At 72.6% G+C, this 23202-nt stretch carries 21 protein-coding genes; 10 read left to right on the forward strand and 11 right to left on the reverse strand.

The window, feature by feature from the left end:
* Positions 1-68: 68 nt before the first annotated feature.
* Positions 69-731 (forward strand): NAD(P)H-binding protein, encoded by a 663-nt coding sequence (locus tag ABIA38_RS08575; protein WP_424637877.1) that lies wholly within the window; start codon positions 69-71, stop codon positions 729-731.
* A 15-nt stretch (positions 732-746) separates the two neighbouring features.
* On the opposite strand, the gene ABIA38_RS08580 is transcribed toward ABIA38_RS08575, so the two are convergent.
* On the reverse strand, positions 747-2792 hold the full coding sequence (locus tag ABIA38_RS08580; protein WP_424637878.1) for a prolyl oligopeptidase family serine peptidase: 2046 nt from the start codon (positions 2790-2792) through the stop codon (positions 747-749).
* A gap of 435 nt (positions 2793-3227) precedes the next feature.
* Here ABIA38_RS08580 and ABIA38_RS08585 point away from each other — a divergent pair, with 435 nt between their 5' ends.
* The gene (locus ABIA38_RS08585) at positions 3228-4829 is read left to right on the forward strand and encodes an ABC-F family ATP-binding cassette domain-containing protein (RefSeq protein ID WP_424637879.1); all 1602 of its coding nucleotides are present in this window, start codon (positions 3228-3230) and stop codon (positions 4827-4829) included.
* Between the two features lie 55 nt (positions 4830-4884).
* Here the strand turns inward: ABIA38_RS08585 and ABIA38_RS08590 are convergent, their stop codons facing one another.
* The 5 genes from ABIA38_RS08590 to ABIA38_RS08610 form a co-directional block, all read right to left on the reverse strand.
* Positions 4885-5643, reverse strand: coding sequence for a class I SAM-dependent methyltransferase (locus ABIA38_RS08590; protein ID WP_424637880.1), 759 nt, complete (start codon positions 5641-5643; stop codon positions 4885-4887).
* A 121-nt stretch (positions 5644-5764) separates the two neighbouring features.
* The gene (locus ABIA38_RS08595; protein ID WP_424637881.1) at positions 5765-6952 is read right to left on the reverse strand and encodes a Dyp-type peroxidase; all 1188 of its coding nucleotides are present in this window, start codon (positions 6950-6952) and stop codon (positions 5765-5767) included.
* Positions 6942-7532, reverse strand: a complete 591-nt coding sequence (locus ABIA38_RS08600; protein ID WP_424637882.1) for a molybdopterin-dependent oxidoreductase — start codon at positions 7530-7532, stop codon at positions 6942-6944. Before ABIA38_RS08600 ends, ABIA38_RS08595 begins: the two co-directional genes overlap by 11 nt.
* 246 nt (positions 7533-7778) lie before the next feature.
* On the reverse strand, positions 7779-8483 hold the full coding sequence (locus tag ABIA38_RS08605) for a hypothetical protein (RefSeq protein WP_424637883.1): 705 nt from the start codon (positions 8481-8483) through the stop codon (positions 7779-7781).
* Between the two features lie 32 nt (positions 8484-8515).
* Positions 8516-10522 carry an ABC1 kinase family protein gene (locus ABIA38_RS08610; protein WP_424637884.1) on the reverse strand — a complete coding sequence of 669 codons (2007 nt, stop codon included), beginning with the start codon at positions 10520-10522 and terminating at the stop codon, positions 8516-8518.
* A gap of 241 nt (positions 10523-10763) precedes the next feature.
* Here ABIA38_RS08610 and ABIA38_RS08615 point away from each other — a divergent pair, with 241 nt between their 5' ends.
* Complete coding sequence (locus tag ABIA38_RS08615) at positions 10764-11258, forward strand: PaaI family thioesterase (protein WP_424637885.1); 495 nt, start codon at positions 10764-10766, stop codon at positions 11256-11258.
* 106 nt (positions 11259-11364) lie between these two features.
* On the opposite strand, the gene ABIA38_RS08620 is transcribed toward ABIA38_RS08615, so the two are convergent.
* The 5 genes from ABIA38_RS08620 to ABIA38_RS08640 all read right to left on the reverse strand — a co-directional run bounded on the left by ABIA38_RS08620 (position 11365) and on the right by ABIA38_RS08640 (position 15821).
* Positions 11365-11574: a cold-shock protein gene (locus tag ABIA38_RS08620; protein WP_424637886.1), complete on the reverse strand. Its 210-nt coding sequence runs from the start codon at positions 11572-11574 to the stop codon at positions 11365-11367.
* Positions 11575-11712: 138 nt separating this feature from the next.
* Entirely contained in the window at positions 11713-12495 is a 783-nt protein-coding gene (locus ABIA38_RS08625) for an SDR family NAD(P)-dependent oxidoreductase (RefSeq protein ID WP_424637887.1), read from the reverse strand.
* On the reverse strand, positions 12476-13177 hold the full coding sequence (locus ABIA38_RS08630) for a TetR/AcrR family transcriptional regulator (protein ID WP_424637888.1): 702 nt from the start codon (positions 13175-13177) through the stop codon (positions 12476-12478). The genes ABIA38_RS08625 and ABIA38_RS08630 overlap by 20 nt, the downstream gene beginning before the upstream one ends.
* Positions 13178-13281: 104 nt before the next feature.
* A complete protein-coding gene (locus ABIA38_RS08635; protein ID WP_424637889.1) occupies positions 13282-14457 on the reverse strand; it encodes a nitric oxide synthase oxygenase in 1176 nt (391 codons plus the stop codon).
* A 194-nt stretch (positions 14458-14651) separates the two neighbouring features.
* Positions 14652-15821 (reverse strand): globin domain-containing protein, encoded by a 1170-nt coding sequence (locus ABIA38_RS08640; RefSeq protein WP_424637890.1) that lies wholly within the window; start codon positions 15819-15821, stop codon positions 14652-14654.
* A gap of 441 nt (positions 15822-16262) precedes the next feature.
* Here ABIA38_RS08640 and ABIA38_RS08645 point away from each other — a divergent pair, with 441 nt between their 5' ends.
* The 7 genes from ABIA38_RS08645 to ABIA38_RS08675 all read left to right on the forward strand — a co-directional run bounded on the left by ABIA38_RS08645 (position 16263) and on the right by ABIA38_RS08675 (position 23136).
* Positions 16263-16652 (forward strand): MmcQ/YjbR family DNA-binding protein, encoded by a 390-nt coding sequence (locus ABIA38_RS08645; protein WP_424638167.1) that lies wholly within the window; start codon positions 16263-16265, stop codon positions 16650-16652.
* Positions 16653-16777: 125 nt separating this feature from the next.
* Positions 16778-16867, forward strand: coding sequence for a putative leader peptide (locus ABIA38_RS08650; protein ID WP_424637891.1), 90 nt, complete (start codon positions 16778-16780; stop codon positions 16865-16867).
* A gap of 227 nt (positions 16868-17094) precedes the next feature.
* Complete coding sequence (locus ABIA38_RS08655; RefSeq protein WP_424637892.1) at positions 17095-18204, forward strand: LLM class flavin-dependent oxidoreductase; 1110 nt, start codon at positions 17095-17097, stop codon at positions 18202-18204.
* Positions 18201-19082: an ABC transporter permease gene (locus ABIA38_RS08660; protein ID WP_424637893.1), complete on the forward strand. Its 882-nt coding sequence runs from the start codon at positions 18201-18203 to the stop codon at positions 19080-19082. The genes ABIA38_RS08655 and ABIA38_RS08660 overlap by 4 nt, the downstream gene beginning before the upstream one ends.
* A gap of 78 nt (positions 19083-19160) precedes the next feature.
* Positions 19161-20264 carry a glycine betaine ABC transporter substrate-binding protein gene (locus ABIA38_RS08665; protein WP_424637894.1) on the forward strand — a complete coding sequence of 368 codons (1104 nt, stop codon included), beginning with the start codon at positions 19161-19163 and terminating at the stop codon, positions 20262-20264.
* Positions 20248-21090, forward strand: coding sequence for an ABC transporter ATP-binding protein (locus ABIA38_RS08670; protein ID WP_424637895.1), 843 nt, complete (start codon positions 20248-20250; stop codon positions 21088-21090). Before ABIA38_RS08665 ends, ABIA38_RS08670 begins: the two co-directional genes overlap by 17 nt.
* 1350 nt (positions 21091-22440) lie before the next feature.
* Positions 22441-23136, forward strand: coding sequence for an HU family DNA-binding protein (locus ABIA38_RS08675; protein ID WP_424637896.1), 696 nt, complete (start codon positions 22441-22443; stop codon positions 23134-23136).
* Positions 23137-23202 lie beyond the last annotated feature (66 nt).

Below are 23202 nucleotides of genomic sequence, written 5' to 3' on the forward strand. Positions count from 1 at the left end.
GGATCCCCCCGGACATCCGACCGCCGAGTTCCGCCGAACCCGCCCGGCGCGCCAGTAGCATCGACCGCATGCGCATTGTCATCGCAGGTGGACATGGTCAGATCGCACTGCGCCTGGCGGCGCTGCTCGCCGCGCGGGGCGACGAACCGGTGGGGTTGATCCGCAAACCCGCCCAGGCGGACGACCTGGTCGCGGCGGGCGCCGAGCCGGTCGTCTGCGACCTGGAGGCGGCCTCCGTCGACGAACTCGCGAAACACCTGGCGGGCGCCGACGCCGTGGTGTTCGCGGCCGGGGCCGGGCCGGGCAGCGGGATCGCCCGTAAGGACACCGTGGATCGGGCCGCCGCCGCGCTGTGCGCGGACGCCGCCGAGCAGGCCGGCGTCCGGCGCTTCCTGGTGGTCTCGGCGATCGGCGTCGACCACGAACCGCCCGCCGACACCGACGAGGTGTTCGCGGCCTACCTGCGGGCCAAGGGCGCGGCGGACGCGGACATCCGGGGCCGGGCCGCGCTGGACTGGACGATCCTGCGCCCCGGCCGGCTCACCGACGACCCCGGCACCGGCCTGGTCTCGCTGGCCGAGCACACCGGCCGAGGCCCGGTCACCCGCGACGATGTCGCCGCCGTACTGGCCGCGCTGCTGACCGCACCCGCGACCGCCGGGCACAGCCTGGACCTGATCGGCGGCTCCACCCCGATTCCCGCCGCCGTGGCGGCCGTTGCCGGTGCCTGAGCCGGGCGGCCGGTGTTACGCCGTCGGGATGCGCAAGTGCCGTCGCAGGAAGTCGAGTTGATGCCGCAGCAGCTGCTCGAAGAGGTTCTCGTCCGAGGGCGCGTGGCCGGTGCGCACCAGGGGGAGCACCTCGTGCGGGCGCCCGGCGGCGAGCAGTTCGGCGGACAGCCGCAGGGTGTGTGCGGGGAAGACGTTGTCGTCGGCCAGGCCGTGGATCAGCAGCAGTGGGCGGCGCAGGTTCGCCGCCTCGGTCAACGGGGAGCAGGCGGCGTAGCGTTCGGGGTGCTCGTCCGGCCGGCCGAGGAAACGTTCGCGCCAGTGTGTGTCGTACAGGCGTTGGTCGCTGGGGCCGCCCCCGGCGATCGCCGCGTGGAACACCTCGGGCCGGCGCAGCACCGCCGCCACGGCCAGCGTCGCGCCGAACGACCAGCCGCGTACGGCCACCCGGCTCGGGTCCAACTCCGGCCGCAGGCACACGACTTCGGCCAGTGCGGCGACCTGGTCGGCGAGTACCGGACCGAGGATGTCGCCGGCCACCTCGCGCTCCCACCCGGGGCCGCGCCCCGGGGTGCCGCTCCCGTCGGTGATCAGCACCGCGAAGCCCTGCTCGGCGAACCACTGGGAGACGAACGCCATCGGGGACTGCTGCCTGGTGACCCGCTGTAGCGCGGGGCCGCCGTAGGGGTCGACCAGGACCGGCAGCGCCGGGTCCTGGCCCGGGCGATACCCGGACGGCAGCAACAACTGGCTGTGCAGGCCGCGTTCGGTGGTGGTGAGCCGGGTGTCGCGCAGCCGCAGTACCGGCGTGTCCACGAGCGAGCGCACGGGCACGGCGGGCCGCCCCGGGCGCCGCACCACGGTGCGTGCGCCGGGTCGGTCGGCGGTACGCGCGGTGTGCACCAGGGTGCCGGCGCGGCGCACGCCGTGGTGTACCCCCGCCTCGGTGTCCAGGCGGTGGGCGTCGCCGCCGGGGCGGCAACTCCACAGCTGGGCCTGGGTGGGGTCGGGCGATGCGCCGAACAACACCTCGTCGCCGTCCACCCCGAACACCTCGCGCACGTGCAGGCCCGCCGGGGTGATCGGGACGCCGTCCAGGGTGAGCCGGCGGGTGCCGTCCGCGTCGCTGTGCGCGAGCAGCGCGCCGGCGGCGGTGCGCACGGGTGTCCCGGGCAGGAGGTGTACCCAGTGCCGGTCGCGCTGGGTGGCGAGCGGGCGGGTGCGGCCGTCGGCGGGGTCGATGGCCAGGGTGCGTACCGTGCGCTGGTCGCGGCTCTGTACGGCGGCGAACGGGCCGTGGGCATCCCAGCCGGCCGCGGTGAGGTATTCGAACTCATCGACCTTCCAGGTCACTTGGGTCCAGGGGCCGGCCAGGGTGAGCAGCCACAGGCCGACCTCGGCATTGGCGCCGCCCGCCACCGGGTAGCGCACGGTACGTGGCGGTGCGGCCGGTTCCGTCGGGTCGCTCACGTGCCAGATCGGTACGGCGCTGTCGTCCACCCGGGCGACCAGCAGCCGGGTGCCGTCCGGGGCCCACCAGTAGCCGCGTTCGCGGCCGACGGATGCGCTCGCGACGTACTCGGCGGTGCCGAATCGCACATGCGCCGCGTCGGGCTCGACCAGCGCACGATCCCCGGACCCGTCCGCCTCGACCACCCGCAGCGCGCCGTCGCGCAGGTAGGCGATCCGCCGGCCGGTCGGGTCGGGCCGAGGGTCGAGCACCGGCCCCCGAACCGGCAGCCGGCGGGCCCGTCCGGTCCCGACCTCGACCACCCACAACCCGTCGGCCAGGGCGAATGCGGCGAGCGTGACCGAGTCGTCGGTGGCGTAGCCGGTGATCCCGGCGCCGCCGGTCGGCTCGTCCAGCCGGGTCGGATCCACCAGGAGGCGCTCGGTCGCCGGGTCCGGGTCCAGGCACCACAGGCAGCCGAGCGGATCGTCGCCGGAGCGACTGCGCAGGAACAGTACGGACGCGCCGTCGGGGGAGATCGTGAAGGCGGACGGGAGGCCCACGGTGAAGCGTCGGGTACGGATGAACTGGCGGGGCAGGCTGAGCGTCGACATGCCGCACAGGCTGACCGGGACCGCCGGGCCCGCTCCACACTTTCGCGAGCGGGCGAAACCAGCCGGGCGGAGCCGTGTATCGCATCGATCGGGACACCACCGTCGAACTCGCGGACCGCGACCCGGCCACGGCCGAGCTGCCGGACCGGGACCTGCGGCGGCGCCTGGCCCCCCGCTGCGCACCGCGTTCGAACTCGGACAGCGGGCGGGCGACATCACCGCGACCCGGCCCCCGCAGGCGCCGGCCCGGTATGTCGACAGGCGTGTGACGAAGCCGGTTTGCCCGAAGCCGGTGTGCCGAACGACAAAAGCCTTCGACAATCCCCGGGGTCGGGTGGTTAGGCTGGTCGGCATGTCTACGCCCCGAATCTCCTAGCTCGAGGACCCGCTTACACGTCACCCGTGTGTCCTCTTGCCATCTCGGAGCGTCATTCCATGATCACCCTTCGTGGTGTCGACGTGCGCGTCGGCGCCCGTCTCCTGCTGTCCGACGTGACCTGCACCATCGCCCCCGGCGACCGGATCGGCCTGATCGGCCGTAACGGCGCGGGCAAGACCACCCTGCTCGACACCGTCGCCGGCCGGCTTCGGCCGGCCGGTGGCACCATCACCCGCACCGGATCGCTCGGCTACCTGCCGCAGGACTCCCGGGCCGCCGACCAGACGGTCACCGTCACCGACCGGATCCGCTCCGCGCGCGGACTCGACGCGGCCGACCGCGCGTTGCGGACGGCCGAGGCCGGGCTCGCCGACGCCGGCGAACCGGCTGCGCTGGAGCGGGCGATGCGGGCCTACATCCGCGCCGAGGCCGAGTTCCAGGCGCGCGGCGGCTACCCGGGCGAGGCCGAGGCGGCCCGGGTCGCCGCCGGACTCGGGCTGCCCGAACGGGTCCTCGACCAACCCGTGGGCACGTTGTCCGGCGGCCAACGACGCCGCGTCGAACTGGCCCGCATCCTGTTCGCGGACCACGGCACGCTGCTCCTGGACGAGCCGACCAACCACCTCGACGCCGACTCGATCGGCTGGTTGCGCGATTTCCTGCTCGGCCACCGCGGCGGCCTGGTACTGATCAGCCACGACCTCGACCTGCTGGCCGCGACCGTCAACCGGGTCTTCCACCTCGACCCCGGCCGCGGCGCGCTCGACGTGCACAACACCGGCTGGGCCGAATACCTCGCCCAACGCGCCGCCGACGAGCGCCGCCGCACCCGCGAGCGGGCCAACGCCGAGCGCAAGGCCGCGTCCCTGCACGCACAGGCGGACCGGATGCGCGCGCACGTGGCCACCGCCGTGGCCGCGCGGAACATGGTCCGCCGCGCGGACCGGATGCTGGCCGAACTGGCCCCCGTCCGGCGCACCGACAAGGTCGCCCGGATCCGACTGCCCGAACCGGCCCCCTGTGGCCGGATCCCACTCGGCGCGATCGCCCTGACCAAGTCCTACGCCGAACACCGGGTCCTGACCGGCGTCGACCTGGCCGTGGACCGGGGCAGCCGGCTGGTCGTGCTCGGCCCCAACGGCGCGGGCAAGACCACCCTGCTGCGCGTCCTGGCCGGGCGCGAGACGCCGGACGGCGGTCGGGTGGTGGCCGGACCCGGGCTGCGGGTGGGCTACTTCGCCCAGGAGCACGACACGCTCGACTCGACCCGCTCGGTCCGGGACAACCTGGCCGCCGCGGCCCCACACCTGACCGACGGCGAAGTACGCCGGGTGCTCGGCGGGTTCCTGTTCACCGGGGACGACGTCGACAAGCGGGCCGGGGTGCTCTCCGGCGGCGAGAAGACCCGGCTCGTGCTGGCCGGTCTCGTGCACTCGGGCGCCAACGTACTGCTCCTGGACGAGCCGACCAACAACCTCGACCCGGCCTCCCGGGACGAGGTGCTCGCCGCGATGGCCGGCTACCCGGGCGCGATCGTGCTGGTCACCCACGACCGGGGCGCGATCGAGGCGCTGCGCCCGGACCGGGTGTTGCTGCTTCCGGACGCGGACGAGGACCTGTGGAGCGAGGACTATCTCGACCTGGTCGCGCTCACCTGACCGAGCCCCGCGGCGGGCCCGGCCCCGGTCGGGCCCGCCGGCGACCGGGGCCGGGTCAGTCCGGGCGTCGCGCCTCGATCAGCACGCGGGTCGAGTGCGCGACGAACGGGCCGTCCCGTTCGATGAGTTCGTGCAGCTCGCGGAGCCGGTCCCGGTAGGCGTCCACGGTGAACCCGGGCACGATCCAGATCACCTTGCGCAGGAAGTAGACGACCGCGCCGATGTCGAAGAACTCCATCCGCAACCGTTCGAGCCGCAGATCCACGATCTCCAGACCGGCCGCCCGGGCGTCGGCGCTCTCGAGGTCGGGCCGGCGACCCTCACGCGCCTCGGGTTGCGGTCCGAGGAAGTATTCGGTCAGCTCGAACACCGAGCCGGGGCCGACGTGTTGGGCGAAGTACGTGCCACCGGGCCGGAGTACGCGGGCGATCTCGGCCCACCACACGGTCACCGGATGCCGGCTGGTGACCAGGTCGAACGCCGCGTCGGCGAACGGCAGCGGCGGCTCGTCCGGATCGGCCACCACCACCGCGCCGAGCGGGTGCAGCAGTCGGGTGGCCTTGGCCACGTTCGGCGGCCAGGACTCGGTGGCCACCATCGTCGGCGGCAACTTCGGCGCGCCGGCCAATACCTCGCCGCCGCCGGTCTGGATGTCCAGGGCGGCGGTGACGCCGGCGAGCCGCTCGCCCATCAGGCGTTGATATCCCCACGACGGGCGGGCCTCGGTGGCCCGTCCGGCCGGCCAGGAGAAGTCCCAACCGGCCACGGGCGCCGACTCGGCCTCGGCCGACAACTCTGCGAAGGTGCGTGACATACCCGAATCATTACCGGTGATCGGCGGATCCGCCAACAACCTCGTCCAGGCCCTCGGGGTGCTCGGCCGGGCGCTGCGGCCTGCCGGAAATCCCGTGTCAGTAAAGGGAGTTGATGGAATATCAGCCCTCCAGCAGGGCCTGGCCGAGATAGTCTCCCGGCGCGCATCCGCCCGGTGCGGCATACAGCCCGGACGCCTCGTGCACGGTGTAGCGCGACAGTGCGTCGCCTCGGGCCAGGCGCTGCTGGACGGGGACGAACGCGGTGTGCGGGTCGCGTTGCCAGGCGAGGAAGAGCAGGCCCGCGTCCGGGCTGCCGTCCGAACGAGGGCCGTCGTCGTAGGACCAGCCTCGGCGCAACATGGTGGCGCCGCCGTTGAACCCGGCCGTACCGAGCCGGATGTGCGCGTTGGCCGCGATCACCGGCGCACCGCCCGGGCCGACCGCGTCGAAGTCGGCCGGGGTGTGCTCGGCAGCGCCGGTCAGCGGCGCGCCGTCGGCCAACCGGCGGCCGATCACCTGCTCGCGGTGCGCGCGCGGCAGCGTCTCCCAGTGGTCGAGGAGCATCCGGATCCGGCGCAGCACCAGGAAGGATCCGCCGGCCAACCGGGCGGAAGGGGCGGTGCGGGGGAGCAGGACCTGATCGGCCGGTACGGGATTGGCCGTTCCGTCGATCTGGCCCATCAGGTTGCGCCGACTGTCGGGCGACGCGAACCCGCGCATCCGCCAGCGCTCCCGGGCCAGGCCCCGGGCCAGTCGGCGCAGCACGCCGAGCGCGGCGGTGACCACGATCGGGTCGTCGGCCGCGAGTTGCACCAGCAGGTCGCCGTCGCCGCGCGCGGGGTCCAACTCGTCGCCGGGGAAGGCCGGGATCGGCCGCAGTGCGGCGGGCGGGGCCAGGCCGGCGGCGGCGAACAGGCCGCTGCCGAAGGCCACGGTGACGGTGAGCGCGGCCGGCCCGGCGCCGAGCGGCACGTCGGCGTCCAGGCCGGCCGCGGCGGCCGAGCCGGCGTCGAGCGGCTCGCCCCGGGTGAGGCGCGCCGCTGCGTCGGTCCAGCGGCGCAGCAGGTCCGCCGTGCCGGCCCGGTCCACGGCGGGGCGCAGGTCGAACGCGGCGAGCAGCGCGTAGGGCTGACGGCGGGTCAGGATGCCGGCCTGGTGCGGGCCGTGGAACGGGACGACCGGATCGACGTGCGGCGACCGGGCCCGGCCGGGCACCGTCGCCCCGGCCAGGCCGCCCGCGACGAAGGCACCGGTGCCGGCGCCGACCGCGAGCAGGCCGCGCCGGCTCAGCGGATGCTCAGCGGGCACGGTCGGCCGATTCGTCCACGCTGCCCACGTACAACCGGTTCAACTCGGAGACGTAGCGCCCGCCCCGGGTGTCCTGCGGAACCACCAGATGCGGCCCGGCGGTGTCCTCGTAGGGCACGCCGTCCTCGCTGACCGCGACCAGGATCTGGCTCTTCGCGAAGCCGGGATCGAGCTCGGCCCACGCGAACGCGGCCCGGTAGTCGCCGCCGCCGGTGGCCGCGACGAACAGCCGCAGTCCGCCGTTCTTGGCGGCCGGATCGACGATCGGGCCGGTGGCGTTCAGCACGTCGTACAGCGGGACGCCCTCGTAGGTGTGCTTCTGTTGCCCCTTGGCGCTGCCGTACTCCACCGTCGTGCTCACCTGCGGCAGTTTGCGCAGGTCGGCCAGGGTGAGGGTGCCGGGCCGGGCGATCTTCCCGACGATCCGCACCTCGCCCGGCTTGGCCGGCACGACGGGCGGCGCGACCGGCGCGGTCGCGGGGGCGGCGGCCGGGTTCGTGGGCTGTTTCGCCGACGCGGACTCGTCCTTCGAGCCCCCGCCGCAGCCGGCGGCGAGCAGCGCGACTGCCGCGACGGCCACGGCGAATCGAGCGGACCGGGCGGATCGGGTGAGTCGGGTGGATCGGACGAAACGGCCTGATCGGAGTCCGGGCATGCGAAATCCCCCCACAGGATGATTCGGGTCAATCTCGCATCTGCGAGCGATAAAGCGCAACAATATGTTGAAGTGCAAGCCGAACGGAAGATCGAACTCGCATATGCAAGAAACGCCGGACCGGCCGCAAAGGCCCGTCCGGCGTTTCGGTGTCCCGCGCCCGAGTCGGGGTCAGCCGACGAACTCCCGGTCCCCGTAGCGGATCGTCGCCTTGGACCAGTCGCCGCCCAGGGTGCCGACGAAGCGTTGCACCAGGGCCGCGTCCGCGCGGTCGGCGACCAGGATCAGCTTGCCGCCGCGCACGGTGACCGAGCCGCCGGACAACCGGTCGCGCGCCTCGGGGTCGGCGGCCAGACCGTCGTGCAGGCGCTGTACGTCCACCCCGGGCACCTCGACCTCGATCGCACCCGCACGCGGCGCATCGGCCCGCAGGTATTCGAAGGTCAGCACCGACTCCTGGGCGAAGCGCTTGCGCAGCACCTCGGCGACGTCGTGCAGCCGTGCGGCGTCGATGTCGTCGACGTCGAACTCGCGCGAGCGCTCGTAGGTGGTGTTCTGCAGCGTGCTCGACCAGAACACGCCGTCGAGCAGCGAGGACTTCTCCGGATCGGAGCCATGCCGGCGGATGATCGACCGCACCTCGCAGGCGAACCCGTTCAGTTGTGTGTTCAGCCGCGGATCGGCCGGGTCGCTGATCACGGCGGTGTTGTCGGTGACGAAGATCTCCGCCTCCGGGAGATGCCGGCGAGTGTGCCCGGGCGACGCGTCGGCGGCGCAGGCCGGGCTGTGCGCGGTGGCGGCGACCGCGGTCTGGGCGCCGCCGGCACCCATCGTGATGCCGAACGCGAGGACGAGCGCGGCAGGCCAACGTTTCATCGGATTTCCCCTTTACCGAATGAGTGATCGCTTCACCGATCGAGTGATCGCACGCCGGGCCGGGACGCGCCGACGCGTTCCGCCCGGAAGATGGTGAACAGCACCCGCAGGACCAGTACGCAGCTGACCACCAGCAGGTTGTAGCCGAGTACCTGGTACAGCCCGACGCTGTCGCGTACCTGCGGCCCGCCGTGGGTGCCGAGCAGCAGTACGGCCATGATCCCGGCAGTGGCGCCGAGTACGGTCAGCAGGGTCTGGTGCAACATCGAGGTGAGCATCCGACGGTCGCGTTCGTCGGCCAGGAGTCGCACATTGACGCCGAGCCGGCCCTCCTCCAACGCGCCGGCCACCCGCTCGAAGCGACGCGGCAGGCGACGCAACACCGGGAGCAGGTGCAGGAGTTCCCCGGTCGCGGCGTCGCGCAGACCGGTCGGGTGCAGCTGCTCGGCGATGTGTCCGCCGGCGTACTCCCGGGCCTCGGCGAAGATGTCGAAACCCGGTTCGAGCCCGGTCAGGGTGCCCTCGACGGTGGCCAACGCCCGGAAGACGGCCGCGATCTCCGGCGCCACGGTCAGCTCGAACGCGGACACCAGGCGGAACAGGTCGGTGAACATGGCCAGGTCGGGGGCCAGACCCGCGCTGAGATGGCGGGCCATGAACCGGCCGAGCGCGCGTTGCAGGCGCTGCTCGTCCAGCGTGGCCGGCCGGGTCACCACCTGAAGCAGCGCATCCGCCATCGCGGCCGGGTCGGCGCGACCCAGCGCGACCAGCAAGTCCTGGAGTCCGGCCCGCAGTTGCGCATCGATCCGACCCACCGAGCCGAAGTCGAGCAGCGCCAACCGGCCGTCGCCAAGGACCATGATGTTGCCCGGATGCGGGTCGGCGTGGAACACCCCGTCGAACATGATCTGCCGCAGCAACTCGCCGAGCAGGGTACGGGCCAGTTCGCCCCGGTCGAGCTCGCGCTCGGCCAACGTCGCGGCGGCGGTGCCCAGCGGGACCCCGTCCAACCAGTCGAGGACCAGGACCCGTGCCGTGCTCAGCTCCGGATGCGGCCGGGGCAGGACCAGCCGCGCATCGCGCCGCCCGGCGCCTGCGGCGAGCACCGCACTCGTGTTGCGCGCCTCGATCCGGAAGTCCAACTCCTCGCGCAGCGCCACCGCGAAGCCGTCGGCCAACTCGACCAGGCCGAGCGCGCGCCCCCACGCGGTACGTTGATCCAGGCTCGCCGCGAGCCTGGCCAGGATGTCCAGGTCCCGCTCGACGATCGGCCCGATGCCCGGACGCTGCACCTTGACCACCACCTCGTCGCCGGAACGCAGCCGGGCCCGATGCACCTGCGCGATCGACGCGGCGGCCAGCGGCGACGGATCGAACTCGGCGAACACCTCGGCCACCGGCGCGCCCAGTTCGGCGGTCAGTACCGCCTCGACCTCCGTCCACGGCGCGGGCGCCACCTGATGCTGGAGCAGCGCGAGCGCGTCGACGAACTCGATCGGCAGCAGATCGCGGCGGGTGGACAACACCTGGCCGAGCTTGACGAAGGTCACCCCGCCCTCCTGGAGCGCCTCCTGCAGCGAGCGGGCCAGGGCGGCGCGGCGGTCGACCGGGTCGGCTCGGCGTCGGCCGCGCAGATACGGCCCCAGGCCGTGCCGGGCGGCGATCCGGCTGATCTGCGAGTAGCGCCGCCCACGGGCCACCCGGCGGCGCAGGCCGCGGACGAACTCGACGGTGCCGGGCCAGGATCCGCTCGGTACCAGGGCCTCGCTCACCACGATGAAGGTCATCGACGCGAGCAACATCACGCCGAGCGTGACGGTCATGAACACGCCGGGATTGTGCCGCTGGATGCTCCCGCCCAGTCCCCACGACACGGCGAACCCGACCAGCCCGGCGCCGAGTGTGCGCCGGGTGCCCACCGGCAATCCGAGCAACCGCCGGGCGCCCCACGCCAGTCCCAGCGTGACCAGCAGTGCGGTGAGTGCGGTGGCCACCCACAACACGCCGGTGGCCGGCTCGGCCGCGGCCCCGCTCAACACGGGCAGCACGCCCGGGCGTCGCATCCCCCGTGGGACGCCGAAGATATTCGCGACATGCCGATGAGACCTTCCCCGTGTGATCACGCACGTGCGGGGAGAACCTATCGTCCGAGCCGACCCCGGGGGGTGGGCCGCCGGTCGTGTCGATCATCATCGTGGTACGTGATCCGTCGTCGGTGATCCCCGGTGATCCCGCTCGGCGATGATCCCGATCGGCGTCGTCGGCAGGATGGGAACGGACATGACTCGCTCGCGCAGCTACACCTGGCAGGACCCGACGGTCTCCGCGGCGGCCGTGGGCACCATGTCCGGGCTCGACTTCCTGCGCGAGATCCTGGCCGGCCGGCTGCCCGGGCCGCCGATCGCGGAGACCCTGGCGTTCGCCCTCGAGGAGGTCGAGCACGGCCGCGCGGTGTTCGCGGCGACCCCCGGCGAGGAGCACTACAACCCGATCGGCAGCGTGCACGGCGGCCTGTACGCGACCCTGCTGGACTCGGCGGCCGGCTGCGCGGTGCACTCGACGCTGCCGGCGGGCACCGGCTACACCTCGCTCGACCTGTCCACCCGGTTCCTGCGGCCGATCACCGTGAACACCGGCAAGATCCGGGCCGTGGGCACGGTGCTGAACCGGGGGCGGCGGACCGCGCTGGCCGAGGCCCACCTCTACGACGCGAACGACCGGCTGCTGGCCCACGCGACCAGCTCGTGCATGCTCTTCGAGATCCCGGCGGGCTGACCCGGACCGCCGGGCCGGGGCGTCGGCGCCGCGACGTGGACCGGGACATCGCCGGGACCGGGGTCCCGGCGATGTCCCGGTTGTGTGCCGAGCGCCTCGCGGCGGATCAGTTGCGCAGGACGGCGACGTTTTCCGCCTGGGGTCCCTTGGGGCCCTGGACCACGTCGAACTCGACCGCGTCGTTTTCCTCCAGTGACTTGAAACCGGTGCTCTGGATGGCCGAGAAGTGGACGAACACGTCCGGGCCGCCGTCGTCCTGCTGGATGAAGCCGAAGCCCTTGTCCGCGTTGAACCACTTCACCTTGCCTGTAGCCATCGATCCATTCCTTACATCTGATGCCACGACGCGTCGGGGACACGTCCGCCGTAGCCTCGTCGCGACTGCGGCTCCCGAGATTTCCCGCCTCGGCATCGGCGAAACACCCGACCGCCGGCGACTCGAACCGGCACCGGCTCAGCGGGCCGCGTAGCCGCCGTCCACCAGGTGGTAGCCGCCCTGCACGAACGAGGCCCGGTCGGACAGGAGGAATGCGGTCAGTTCGGCGACCTCCTCGGCGGTGCCGAGTCGGCCCTGCGGGTGCAGCGAGACCAGGTGCTCGTGCACGGCGCGGTCGGCGTCCGCGAGCAGCGGCGTCTCGATGAAGCCGGGGCCCACCGCGTTGATCCGCACGCCCTGCGCGGCGTATTCGAGCGCGGCGGTCTTGGTCAGCCCGATCACGCCGTGCTTGGCCGCGACGTAGGCGGGCTGTCCGGCGAAGCCGTTGGTGCCCAGGATGGAGGACATGTTGACCACGGCCCCGCCGCCGGCGGCCAGGATCGCGGGCAGTTCGTGGCGCATGCAGTAGAAGACGCCGGACAGGTCGGTGGCCAGCACCCGGTCCCACGCGGAGATGTCGTACTCGCCGGTCGGCGCACTCGGCCCGGCGATGCCCGCGTTGTTGACGGCCAGATGCAGCGCGCCGAACGTGTCGACGGTGAAGCGCACGGCGGCCTCGACCGAGGCCGGGTCGGTCACGTCCACCGCGACCGCCGCGGCCCGGGCGCCGCCCGTGACCAGCTCGGCGGCGGCGGCCCGCGCGCCCGCCTCGTGGTAGTCCGCCAGGACGACCGCGGCGCCGCCGGCGGTCAGCCGGCGGGCGATGGCCAGGCCGATGCCGGAGGCCGCGCCCGTGACCAGGGCGACCCGGCCGGCGAACTCGGCGGCGTACTCGGGGAATTCAGGGGTGGTGTGGCTCATGGTGGTGCACGACCTTCGGGGAATGGGTGGTGCCCGCCGGATCGGCGAGGGCGTCGGTGGGGGTGCCCGTGAGCGCGCCTTCGAGGGTGGCGAAGAACCGCTCGGCGAGCGCGGGCAGCGGGTCGGGGTCGCCGGCCCGCGCCCAGGCCCGCAGCGCGGCGACCAGGGTCCCCGCACCCGCGCCGACGATCACCGCCGGTCGTGGGTCGCGGTCGGGGTCGGTGCCCAGCCGGGCGGCGATCACCCGGACGGACTCGGCCTCGGCCTCGATCCGGATCCGCTGGTAGGCGGCGAACAGCGCGGGCTCCTCGTCGACCCGACGGAACAGCGCCAGATGGCGGGCCAGTCGGGGACCGGCGCCGGCGTACTCCGCGGTCAGCCAGTCGGCCACCGCACGGCGGTAGGCGAGTAGCGGCGGCTCGGCGACCGGCCGGGCGCGCAGCGCGTCGTTGATCCGCGCGGTGTTCTCCCGGAACTCGTCGAGGATCGCCTCCTCCTTGCCGGCGAAGTGCCGACTGAACGTGCGCCGGGTGACCCGGGCCCGCTCCGCGACGGCCTCGACGGTGACCCCGGCCAGGCCGTGCGCGAGCAGGAGTTCGACCGCGGCGTCCGACATCGCCGCACGGCTGCGCCGGGTGCGCCGCCTGCGCCCGTCCGGTTCGACCTCGTCGTCGCTGCCCATATGGCCACCATAACACTGTTATGTCCCAATGAGACATAACCCCACGGGGCGCCTCGGCGGAGCGGACACGTGTCGCCCGCTCCGCCGAGGGCGCGGCTACGCCCTCACGGACGCAGGCCCGCCGATCGTCGACCGGCCGCCTCGTCCAGCAGGTAGGCCGGCGTCAGCGTGCTCTCGTCGTGGTCGTCGTAGTAGCGGTGGTAGACCGGGGTCAGTCCGCCGGAGATCGGCGGCACGATCCAGCTCCAGTCCGCCGGGCAACCACGCCCCGCCTCCGCCTCGCGTTCGACGTGGCGCAGGAAGCGCACGGACTCGGTGTGGTGGTCGGTGATGGTCGCGCCCACCGCGTCGAACGAGTGCAGTACGGCGCGGTTGAGTTCGATCGTGGCCCGGTCCCGCCACAGCGTGCGCTCGCTGGAGGTGTCCAGGCCGAACAGGTCGGCGATGGCGGGCAACATGTCGTACCGGTCCGCGTCGACCAGGTTGCGGGCGCCGATCTCGGTGCCCATGTACCAACCGTTGAACGGCGCCGCGCTGTACGAGACGCCGCCGATCTCCAGGCGCATGTTGGCGATCGCCGGAATCGCGTGCCAGCGCAGGCCCAACCCGGCGAACCCCGGGTGGTCGGGATGGGTGAGGTCGATCTCCCGGACCGCGTCCGGGGGCAACGCGTAGGACCGGAGCACCCCGTCCGCGTCCTCGATGATCAGGGGCAGCGGGTCGAAGTCGGTGCCCGCGCCGCGCCAGCCCAACTCGTGGGCCAGGTCGGTGATGCCCAGATTGCGGCCGTCGCCGACGAGTGTGCCGTCCGGTCGGCGGTAGCCGGCGTAGCGGATCAGCTGCTCGTTCCAGATCCGCACCCGGGGTCCGGTGGGCGAATCCGGGGCGAACACGGTGATCGTCGGTCGGATCCGGCCGCCGCGCCAGGTCTCGCGCAGGTGTCCCGCGCACTGCGCGGCCACCTCGCCGGCCCGGTCGACGTGCCGGCGGTCCCGGACGGACAGGCTGTTCCAGTAGAGCCGGCCGATGCACCGGGCCGAGTTGCGCCAGGCCACCCGGGCGCCCCAGGTGAGTTCGGCCGAGGTGTGCGTGTAGGTGCCGGTGTCCCGGATCTGTTCGGCGATCCGCTGCCAGCGCAGCTCCGGATCGCCGGGCGCCCTGGTCTCCCGGTGGAAGCGGTCCAGGAAGTCGCGGGCCCGGGCCGGGTCCACGGCGCCGTCGGGTCGGGGGTCGGGCGCCGCGGCCGGGGGCGCCGCGGGCTTCGGTGGGATGACCGGCATCGGTGGGAACCGCGGTGGTGCCGGCGGAACTTCGGGAAGCGGCCCGGGGCGCGGCGGTTGCTCGGCGCGGATCCGGGTGAGGCCGTGATCGGTCAATGTTCTCCTGGGAACCGGCTCGATGGCGCGACCACGCGGTCACGGGAGCCTGTTTCGGAACTGGTCGGGTACGGGCAGCGGCGCGAGTGGTCCGGCGGTCAACCCGGGGCCTCCGCGCCGACGGGGGTCGGCGACTCGGCGTCGGCGGCGGGGTATCCGCCGAGCACCGGGTCGTGGTGGATCTGACTGCTGCTCAGGCCCAGTCGGCGCAACACCCGAGCGCTGTCCAGGACCATCGCGGGCGGCCCGCTCAGATACGCGTCGCAGTCGTAGCGCGGCCCGTACTCGCTCACCACGTCGGAGATCCCTCCGCTGATCCCCGCCAAGGTCAGGTCGTCGAGCGCGGGCCGTACCCGCAACCAGGTCACCCGCTGCGACAGCCGCAACAGGTCCTCCAGGCCGTACAGTCCGCTGTGCGCGCTGGCGCCGTAGAACAGGTCGACGAAACGATCGGTGCCGTAGTAGGCGAGTTCCTCGACCATCGCCTTCAGCGGCGCCAGTCCGGTACCGCCCGCCACGCACAACACCGGGTTGGGCGCGAGGTGGTCGACCACCATCTCGCCCATGGCGGCGCCGAGTCTGATCCGGTCGCCCGGTTTGGCCTTGTGTACCAACGCGTTGCTCACCCAACCGGCCGGCACCGAGCGCACATGGAACGTGAGCAGGCCCTGCGGATCGGGGGCGTTGGCGATCGAGTAGGCCCGCCACACGCGTGGCCACCACGGCGTTTCCAGGAAGGTGTACTGGCCCGCCCGGTAGGGGAACGCCAGGTCGGGGCGCACCGTGAGCACGGCGATGTCGTCGGCGGGTTTCTCGTGCGCGACGATCTCCGCCGCCCAGTGCGGCGGGTTGGTCTTCGCGTCCTCCTCGGCCGCGCCGATCATGATGCCGGCCGCCGCGCCGTAGGCGCGCACCCAGGCGTGTTCGACCGTGGCGTTCCAGGTCTCGCCGCTGAACCGGGCGAGCGCGCTGACCAGACATTCCCCGACCAGGTCGTAGTGCTCGGCGAGCACGTCGAACTTGCGATGATCCCGGCCGAGTTGGCCGAGGAAGTTGCTCAGCGCCGGAGCGTTCTCCAGATCGCCGACGATGCGGATCAGTGCGTGCAGCAGGCGATCGCGTTGTACGTCCATCGCCGGGGGGAACAGGTCGCGCAGGTCGGGCCGCCGCAAAAACAGCAGCGCGTAGAAGTGGGACGTGACATCGGCGGCCCGGGGGGCGACGGCCGCGAGGTTTTGTCGGATGATTTCTGCGTCGAGAGATTCCAAAATCGGCCCATCGGTAGCCCTTCTCCGCAAGAGGGTTGTCCGGCCGGTTCCGTCGCGAGTCCTTCACGGAACACCGGCGGCCGCAACACGATCATCGGGTTGTCGCCCCGACGTCAAGCCGAAGGCCCGGTTCCGGTTCCGGATGAACAGAAGTCTTGGTATGCGGGTGCTTGCGGGCTTTTCGCCCCGTACTCTCCGCAGCCGTACGGATACGTATGGATATCTACGGCATTGACAAGTTGCCTGGTGGGAGGGCGAATTCGAGCCGACCGAGCGGCGCCGGCGGGCGGACCGGACGAGGGCCGGAGACAGGTCGGCGCGGGTCGGCCACTCTTGCGCGCCGGCCGATCGGTGGGGTTGGATGCGGTGGCCGCCGCCTCCGTCGGGTGCACCCGGGAGCGGGGTCGGCATACTGGCGGGATGGTTGATCAAGAGGAGTCGATGGCGGCGGAGCGACTTCGGGCGATGTGTCTCGGGTTCAACGGGGCCGTCGAGGAGTTCCCGTTCGGGCGGGCTCCGGACCTGTCCACGTTCAAGGTCGGCGGGAAGATCTTCGCGATCAGCACGCTCACCGATCCCGCGCCGCTGCGGGTGAGCCTGAAGTGCGACCCGGAACTGGCGATCCGCCTGCGCGCCGACCACCCCGCGATCATCCCCGGCTATCACCTGAACAAGCGGCACTGGAACACCGTGACCCTGGACGGCTCACTGCCGGAGCCGATGGTGCGCGACCTGATCGAGGACTCCTACGACCTGATCGTGGCCGCCCTCCCGAAGTTGCAACGACTGAAGCTGGACTGGCCGGGGACCCGGGAACAAGCGGAAGATTAGGTCGGGTTGGGCCGACTCCGCGCGCAGGTCGGGCCAACTCCGCGCGGCGGCACACCCGATGGCCGGTCGGGTCCGGATACCGACCCCCATTTCGGCCGACGGTCGGCTCCGGTACGCTCTGCGGCATGAATCCGATTCGCCTCGTCGCGCGACTCCACGTCGACTTGCAGCGCGTGGCGACCGCCATCTGTCCGGATTCCTCGCGCCGCGCCTGATCGGCGCGCGCTTCTCGCTCTTTCCTCGACGTCACGGAACCCCCTCCGGGTAGCCTCGGGCCGCCCCGGCCCCCGCCTCGATCCCGGCCGCATGCCGTTCGCGTGCTGTTCGCGTGCCGTCGAACCCTCCTTTGCCACGCATGTTTTGACCTGCCGTCAAGGCCGCCGCAGCGCGCGGGCCGGACGGCGATGTCGGCATGCCGTGCCGTGCTGTCGGGATGAGATAGATGAGTTCGCGTTTCCATTGGTTCCTGCCCACCTCGGGTGACGGTCACCAGGTCGGTGCCGCCACCACCACCGTCGGGGCCCTCACGCACCCCCGGCCGGCCACCCTCGGCTATCTCGCGCAGATCGCCGCAGCAGCCGAACAGGCGGGCTTCGACGCGGTGTTGACGCCGGTCGGGGCCGGTTGCCCCGACCCGTGGATCGTCTGCTCGGCGCTCCTGGAGCGCACCCGCACACTGCGCTTCCTGGTCGCCTTGCGACCCGGCTTCGTGCTGCCCACGCTCGCCGCGCAACAGGCCCGTACCTTCGCCGAGTTGTCCGGCGGCCGACTCGCGGTCAACATCGTCACCGGCGGCGATCCGCACGAACAGCGCGCGTACGGCGACTTCCTCGGCCACACCGACCGCTACGCGCGCACCGGGGAGTTCCTGGACGTGCTGCGCCGATCCTGGGCGGGTGAACCGTTCGGCTTCGCCGGTACGCACTACCGGGTCGAGGACGGCCTGGCCACCGCCGGCAGCAGGCCGGCGAGCGCCGATCCACCCGTGTACTTCGGCGGCGCGTCGCCCGCCGCCGAGGACGTCGCCGCGCGCTTCGCCGACGTGTACCTGCTGTGGGGCGAACCGGGACCGGCCGTCGCCGAACGTGTCGCGCGGGTCCGCGCCAAGGCGCACGCGCACGGCCGCGCCCCCCGCTTCGGGCTGCGGCTGCACGTGATCGCCCGGGACACCCCCGAGGCCGCCTGGGCCGAGGCACACCGCCTGCTCGACGGCATGGACCCGACCCGGATCGCCGCCGCCCAGGCCCGATTCGCCGCGATGGAGTCGGTCGGCCAGGCCCGGATGGCCGCGCTGCACGGCGGCGCCGCCCGCGACCTGGAAATCGCCCCGAACCTGTGGGCCGGCATCGGCCTGGTCCGCGAGGGCGCCGGCACCGCCCTGGTCGGCAGCCACGAACAGGTCGCCGAACGACTCACCGAGTACGCGGCCCTGGGCATCGACGAGTTCATCCTGTCCGGCTGGCCGCACCTGGAGGAGGCCTACCGGGTCGGTGAACATGTCGTCCCACTCGTCACCGCACGCCCCCTCCCGGCCCCGAGCGGCACCCGATGAGCGCCGTCGACGCGGCGACCGACGCCCGCCCGGAACCCCGAATACCCGCCGCCGGCAAGCCCGTCGACCCCGCCCGCGACCGACCCCGCCGCGGCGCCGGGTTCGCCCGCCGGGCCGCACTGCGCACGATCGCCCTCGCCGTACTGCTCGGCGCCTGGTGGCTGGTCACCGAACTCGAGGTCTGGCCCCCGGTCCTGGTACCCAAACCGGCCTCGGTCTGGCACCAGTTCATCCGTACCGAGAGCGTGCACGACGGCCAACGCGGCTACTCCGGCCACCTGCTGCACGAGCACCTGTGGGCGTCGCTGCGCCGGATCCTGATCGGCAGCGGCTTCGGCGTCGCCGCCGGCGTCGTGCTCGGCCTGCTGATCGGCCTGATCGGCACCGTCCGGGTGATCCTGGAACCCCTGGTCGACTTTGTCCGCACGCTGCCCCCGCTGGCCTATCTGAGCCTGCTGGTGATCTGGTTCGGGATCGACGAGAGCCCGAAGATCTGGCTGCTGGTCATCGCCTCGCTGCCGCCGGTGGCGGTCGCGACCGCGGACGCGGTGCGCGGCGTACACCCCGACCACCTGCACGCGGCCCGCTCGCTCGGCGCCCGCCGCTGGGAACTGCCGTGGCGCGTGGTGCTGCCGTCCGCACTGCCGGAGATCGTCACCGGCGTTCGGGTCGCCGTCGGCGTCGCCTACACCAGCGTGGTCGCCGCCGAGACCGTCAACGGTGTGCCGGGCATCGGCGGGATGATCCGCGACGCCCAGCGCTACAACCAGACCGACGTGGTGGTCCTGGGGATCATCGTGATCGGCCTGTCCGGCCTGGCCATCGACGCGTGCCTGAAGGCCGTCGAACGCCGGCTGACCCCGTGGCGCGGTCGCTGAGCCCACGCCTCGTGTTCGCACCGTTCCAACTCGTACCGCCTCGACTCACACCGTCCCACACGGAACAGGAATCACCCCATGCGCCCGATGCGCTCGCTACGCCGTACCCGAACTCCCCGCAGCCGGCTGAGAACCCTGATCGCCGTGCCGCTGCTCGCGCTGACCCTGCTCGCGGCGAGCGCGTGCGCCGGCGACGACGGGGGCGATGCCAAGACGGTCGCCGGCGCCGCCGGCGGGCCCGCCGCGCCGGCCCGAATCCGGATCGGCTACCAGCTGATCCCCAACGGCGATCTGCTCGTCAAGAACCGGAAGTGGCTCGAATCTGCGCTGCCCGATACCAGGATCACCTGGACGAAGTTCGACTCGGGAGGCGACGTCAACACCGCGATGATCGCCGGACGGATCGACATCGGCCTGGCCGGCTCCAGCCCGGTGACCAAGGGCCTGTCCGCGCCGCTGAACATCGCCTACCAGGTGCCCTGGATCTTCGACGTGATCGGCGCGAACGAGTCCCTGGTCGTCCGCAAGGGCAAGGTGGCGAGCGTCGCCGACCTGGCCGGCAAGCGGGTGGCCACGCCGTACGGCTCGACCGCGCACTACAGCCTCCTCGCCGCGCTCACCGGGGCCGGCGTGGACCCGGCCAAGGTCAAGATCATCGACCTGGAGCCGCCGGACATCCTGGCCGCCTGGCAGCGCGGCGACATCGACGGGGCGTACGTCTGGACCCCCACGCTCGCCGAACTGCGCAAGAGCGGCGACGTACTGGTCACCAGCCGGCAACTGGCCGAGCAGGGCAAGGCGACCGCCGACCTCGCGGTGGTGCGCAAGGAATTCGCGGACAGGTACCCGACGACCGTGCAGACCTGGATCAAGGAGCAGGACCGCGCGGTCGGGCTGATCCGGGAGAAGCCGGACGAGGCGGCGGGCGCGATCGGCGCGGAGCTGAACCTCCCGGCGGACCAGGCGAAGGCGCAGATTGCCGAGCTGGTGCTGCTCGATGCGACGCAGCAGAAGTCCGCGCAATACCTGGGCACGCCCGCCACGCCCGGGGCGTTCGCGCAGAACCTGCTCGGCGCGGCGGAATTCCTCAAGGGGCAGGGCAAGATCGACGCGGTGCCGCCGCTTGCCACCTTCCGGGCCGGGATCGACACGAGGGACCTCGCCGATGCGTTCCCCGGCTGACGCCGCGCCGCCGCCCGCCGGTCCGGCGTTGGATCTGACGGGGGTCGGGCACACATACCGCTCGCGTGGGCGGCCCGGGCGGGTCGTGTTGGCCGGGCTCGACCTGAGCGTGACCGAGGGTGAGTTCCTGGTCGTGGTCGGCCCCTCGGGCTGCGGCAAGACCACGCTGCTCGGGCTGTTGGCGGGGTTTTTGCCCGCCACGTCCGGGCAGGTGCGCACGTTCGGGCGGGCGGTACGCGGGCCCGGCCCGGACCGGGGTGTGGTCTTCCAGCAGCCACGTCTGTTCCCGTGGCTGAGCGTGCGGCGCAACGTCGAATTCGGCCTGCGCGGCGCGGCGGCGTTCGGTGCCGACCGAACCGCGCGCCGGGCCCGGGCGGCGGACCTGCTGGGCACGGTCGGCCTGGCCGAGGTCGCCGACGCGCGCCCGCACGAGTTGTCCGGCGGCATGCAGCAGCGGGTCGCGATCGCCCGGGCGTTGGTGCCGGATCCGGCGATCCTGCTGATGGACGAGCCGTTCTCGGCCCTGGACGCGCTCACCCGCGAACAACTCCAGGACGAACTGCGCGCGCTGTGGCTGCGCTCCGGCAAGACCATCGTGCTGATCACGCACAGCGTGGACGAGGCCGCGTATCTGGCCACCCGGGTGGTGGCCCTGGGCGGTTCCCCGGGCCGCATCGTCCTCGACCGCGAGTCCCCACTGCCACGAACCCGCCCCGCCGATCCGACCTCGATCCGCTCGACGCCGGACTTCATCGCCTTGCGCGACGAAACAGCCGCAGCGGTCCGCGGCGAACCCACGCCCTCGGCAGAGCCCGCACCGGGCTGAGCCGAGCCGAACGGGCAGGCCGGCGCGGTGGCGCGCGGTGCGCACGAGCGGGCCGCGCGCTTCGCACGGGCGGATCCGGGCGCGCCGGGCCGGTGCGTTCGGATCCGCTTGAGCACACGTCGCGCGGATCGTACGAGTGGGCCGGGCGCGCCGTTTGCCGCGTGCGAGTGGGCCCGGCTGGGCTGTGTGGTTCGCCTGTGTGGGCCGAGGCGCGTCGTGCGGTGTGGGCGGGCGAGGGTGGGCGGGTGGCGCGGTTCGTTCGGGCGGGCCGAGACGTGTTGCCTGGTTCGTGCGGATGGGCCCGGGTGGGGCCGGTAGGACCGGGGATTCGTCGTGCGCGGGCCTGATTCGGGCCGGCGCGTCCGCCGGTCCGCGCCGCTCGATCGGCCCTGCCCGGTGCGGGAATCCGGGTCCCGAGCAGTCGACCGGCCTTGTCCGGCCCGGAAATCTTCTCGCCCACCGCCCCGACTCCCCGGATCCGAGGCCGGGATGGGTCCTCGGCCGGCCGGATTTCCCACGCGGCGCGCCCGGATCGGCTCGCCAATCTGCTGATTCGCCGGGTTCGGGCCCGGATCGGTGCCCGAGTGGTGGGATTTTCCGTGTTCCGGCCCCGGATCCGGGACCGAGTGGGGCGATTCCTTCGATGCGCGGGGGTCGGATCCGGTGCCGTGGCTCGGATTTCGGGTGGTTGGCGCAGGAAGCGACTTGGTGCCCGATTCTGCTCTGCCGCCGCCTACTCGGACCTGGCCTGATCTGGGGTGTTCGTGCACGTCAGCGGGCTTTTCGGGTGATGTGGCGGGTGGGTTCGCGAGCCTCGCAGGCGGGCTTCGCGGCGGGTGCGCCGAGGGTGCTTTCGGTTCGGGTCGGGTGGGCGATGACGCCTCGGCGATTCGGGGTCGGATTCGGTGAGTTGCCGGCGGGCCTCGGCGCGGGGCTCGGCCACGAACGGGCGTTGGGGTGCCGGTGGCGTGAAATCGAGGGAATCGGGGCGCGGGTGGGGACGGAGTTCCCGATCGGCGGAGCCGGATCGTGCGTTCCCGGGCGGCGGATCCGACCCCCGGTTCGGTGGCTCTGGCCTTGCTGCGTAAGGGCGAAACGATGTTCGGGTGGGCAACGTCTCGGGCTCACACGCGGATTTGGTCGGCGCCTCGGTGATCTCCTCGTGGGGCCGCCGACGTTGATCCAAGGGGGTGTTTCGAGCGCGTCGTTACCGCGGTTCGAAATGCCGCCCGTGTGACGGAGAGTTACAGTCATGGAAATGGGTACTGGCGCAACGGCGTTCGACCCGATCGGTCGGATGGTCCGGCCGGTCGAAAACGATCGGTACCCCCGCACCACGAAAGGCGTCTCATGAACAAGGCACAACTCGTCGAAGCCATCGCCGACAAGCTCGGCGGCCGGGCTTCCGCCGAGGAAGCGGTCGACGCGGTACTGGACACCATCATCCGTTCGGTCGTTGCCGGCGAGCGGGTCTCGGTCACCGGTTTCGGGTCGTTCGAGAAGGTCGACCGCGCCGCGCGTTACGCCCGCAACCCCCAGACGGGCGAACGGGTTCGGGTCAAGAAGACGTCCGTGCCGCGCTTCCGCCCCGGCCAGGGCTTCAAGGACCTCACCGGCGGCACCAAGAAGCTGACCCGCGGCGAGACCGCGATCAAGAAGGCCTCGCCGGGCACACTGAGCGGCGGCACCACCGTCGCGGGCAAGAAGGCCGCGGCCAAGAAGACCACCGCGAAGAAGGCCACCGCCAAGAAGACGACGGCCAAGAAGACCACCGCGCGGGCCACCACGGCCGCCGCCAAGAAGACCACCGCGAAGAAGGCCACGGCGAAGACCACGGCCGCGAAGAAGACCACCGCCGCGAAGTCGACGGTGGCCAAGAAGGTGACCGCCAAGAAGACCACCGCCAAGGCGACCACGGCGAAGAAGACCACCGCCAAGAAGGCCGCCGCGAAGAAGGCCACCAAGCCGACCTCGCGCAGCACACCCGGCCGCAAGACGGCTGCGGCCAAGCGCACGACCGGCGCGCGTACCGCCAAGCGCGCCTGAGGACCACCCGTCGGACGTGCTGGTCGGACCGCCCACGCGGGGCGGTCCGACAAGCGCCTCTGGCGG

This window comes from Embleya sp. AB8, from assembly GCF_049739465.1.
In the GTDB taxonomy this organism is placed as follows: Bacteria; Actinomycetota; Actinomycetes; order Streptomycetales; family Streptomycetaceae; genus Embleya.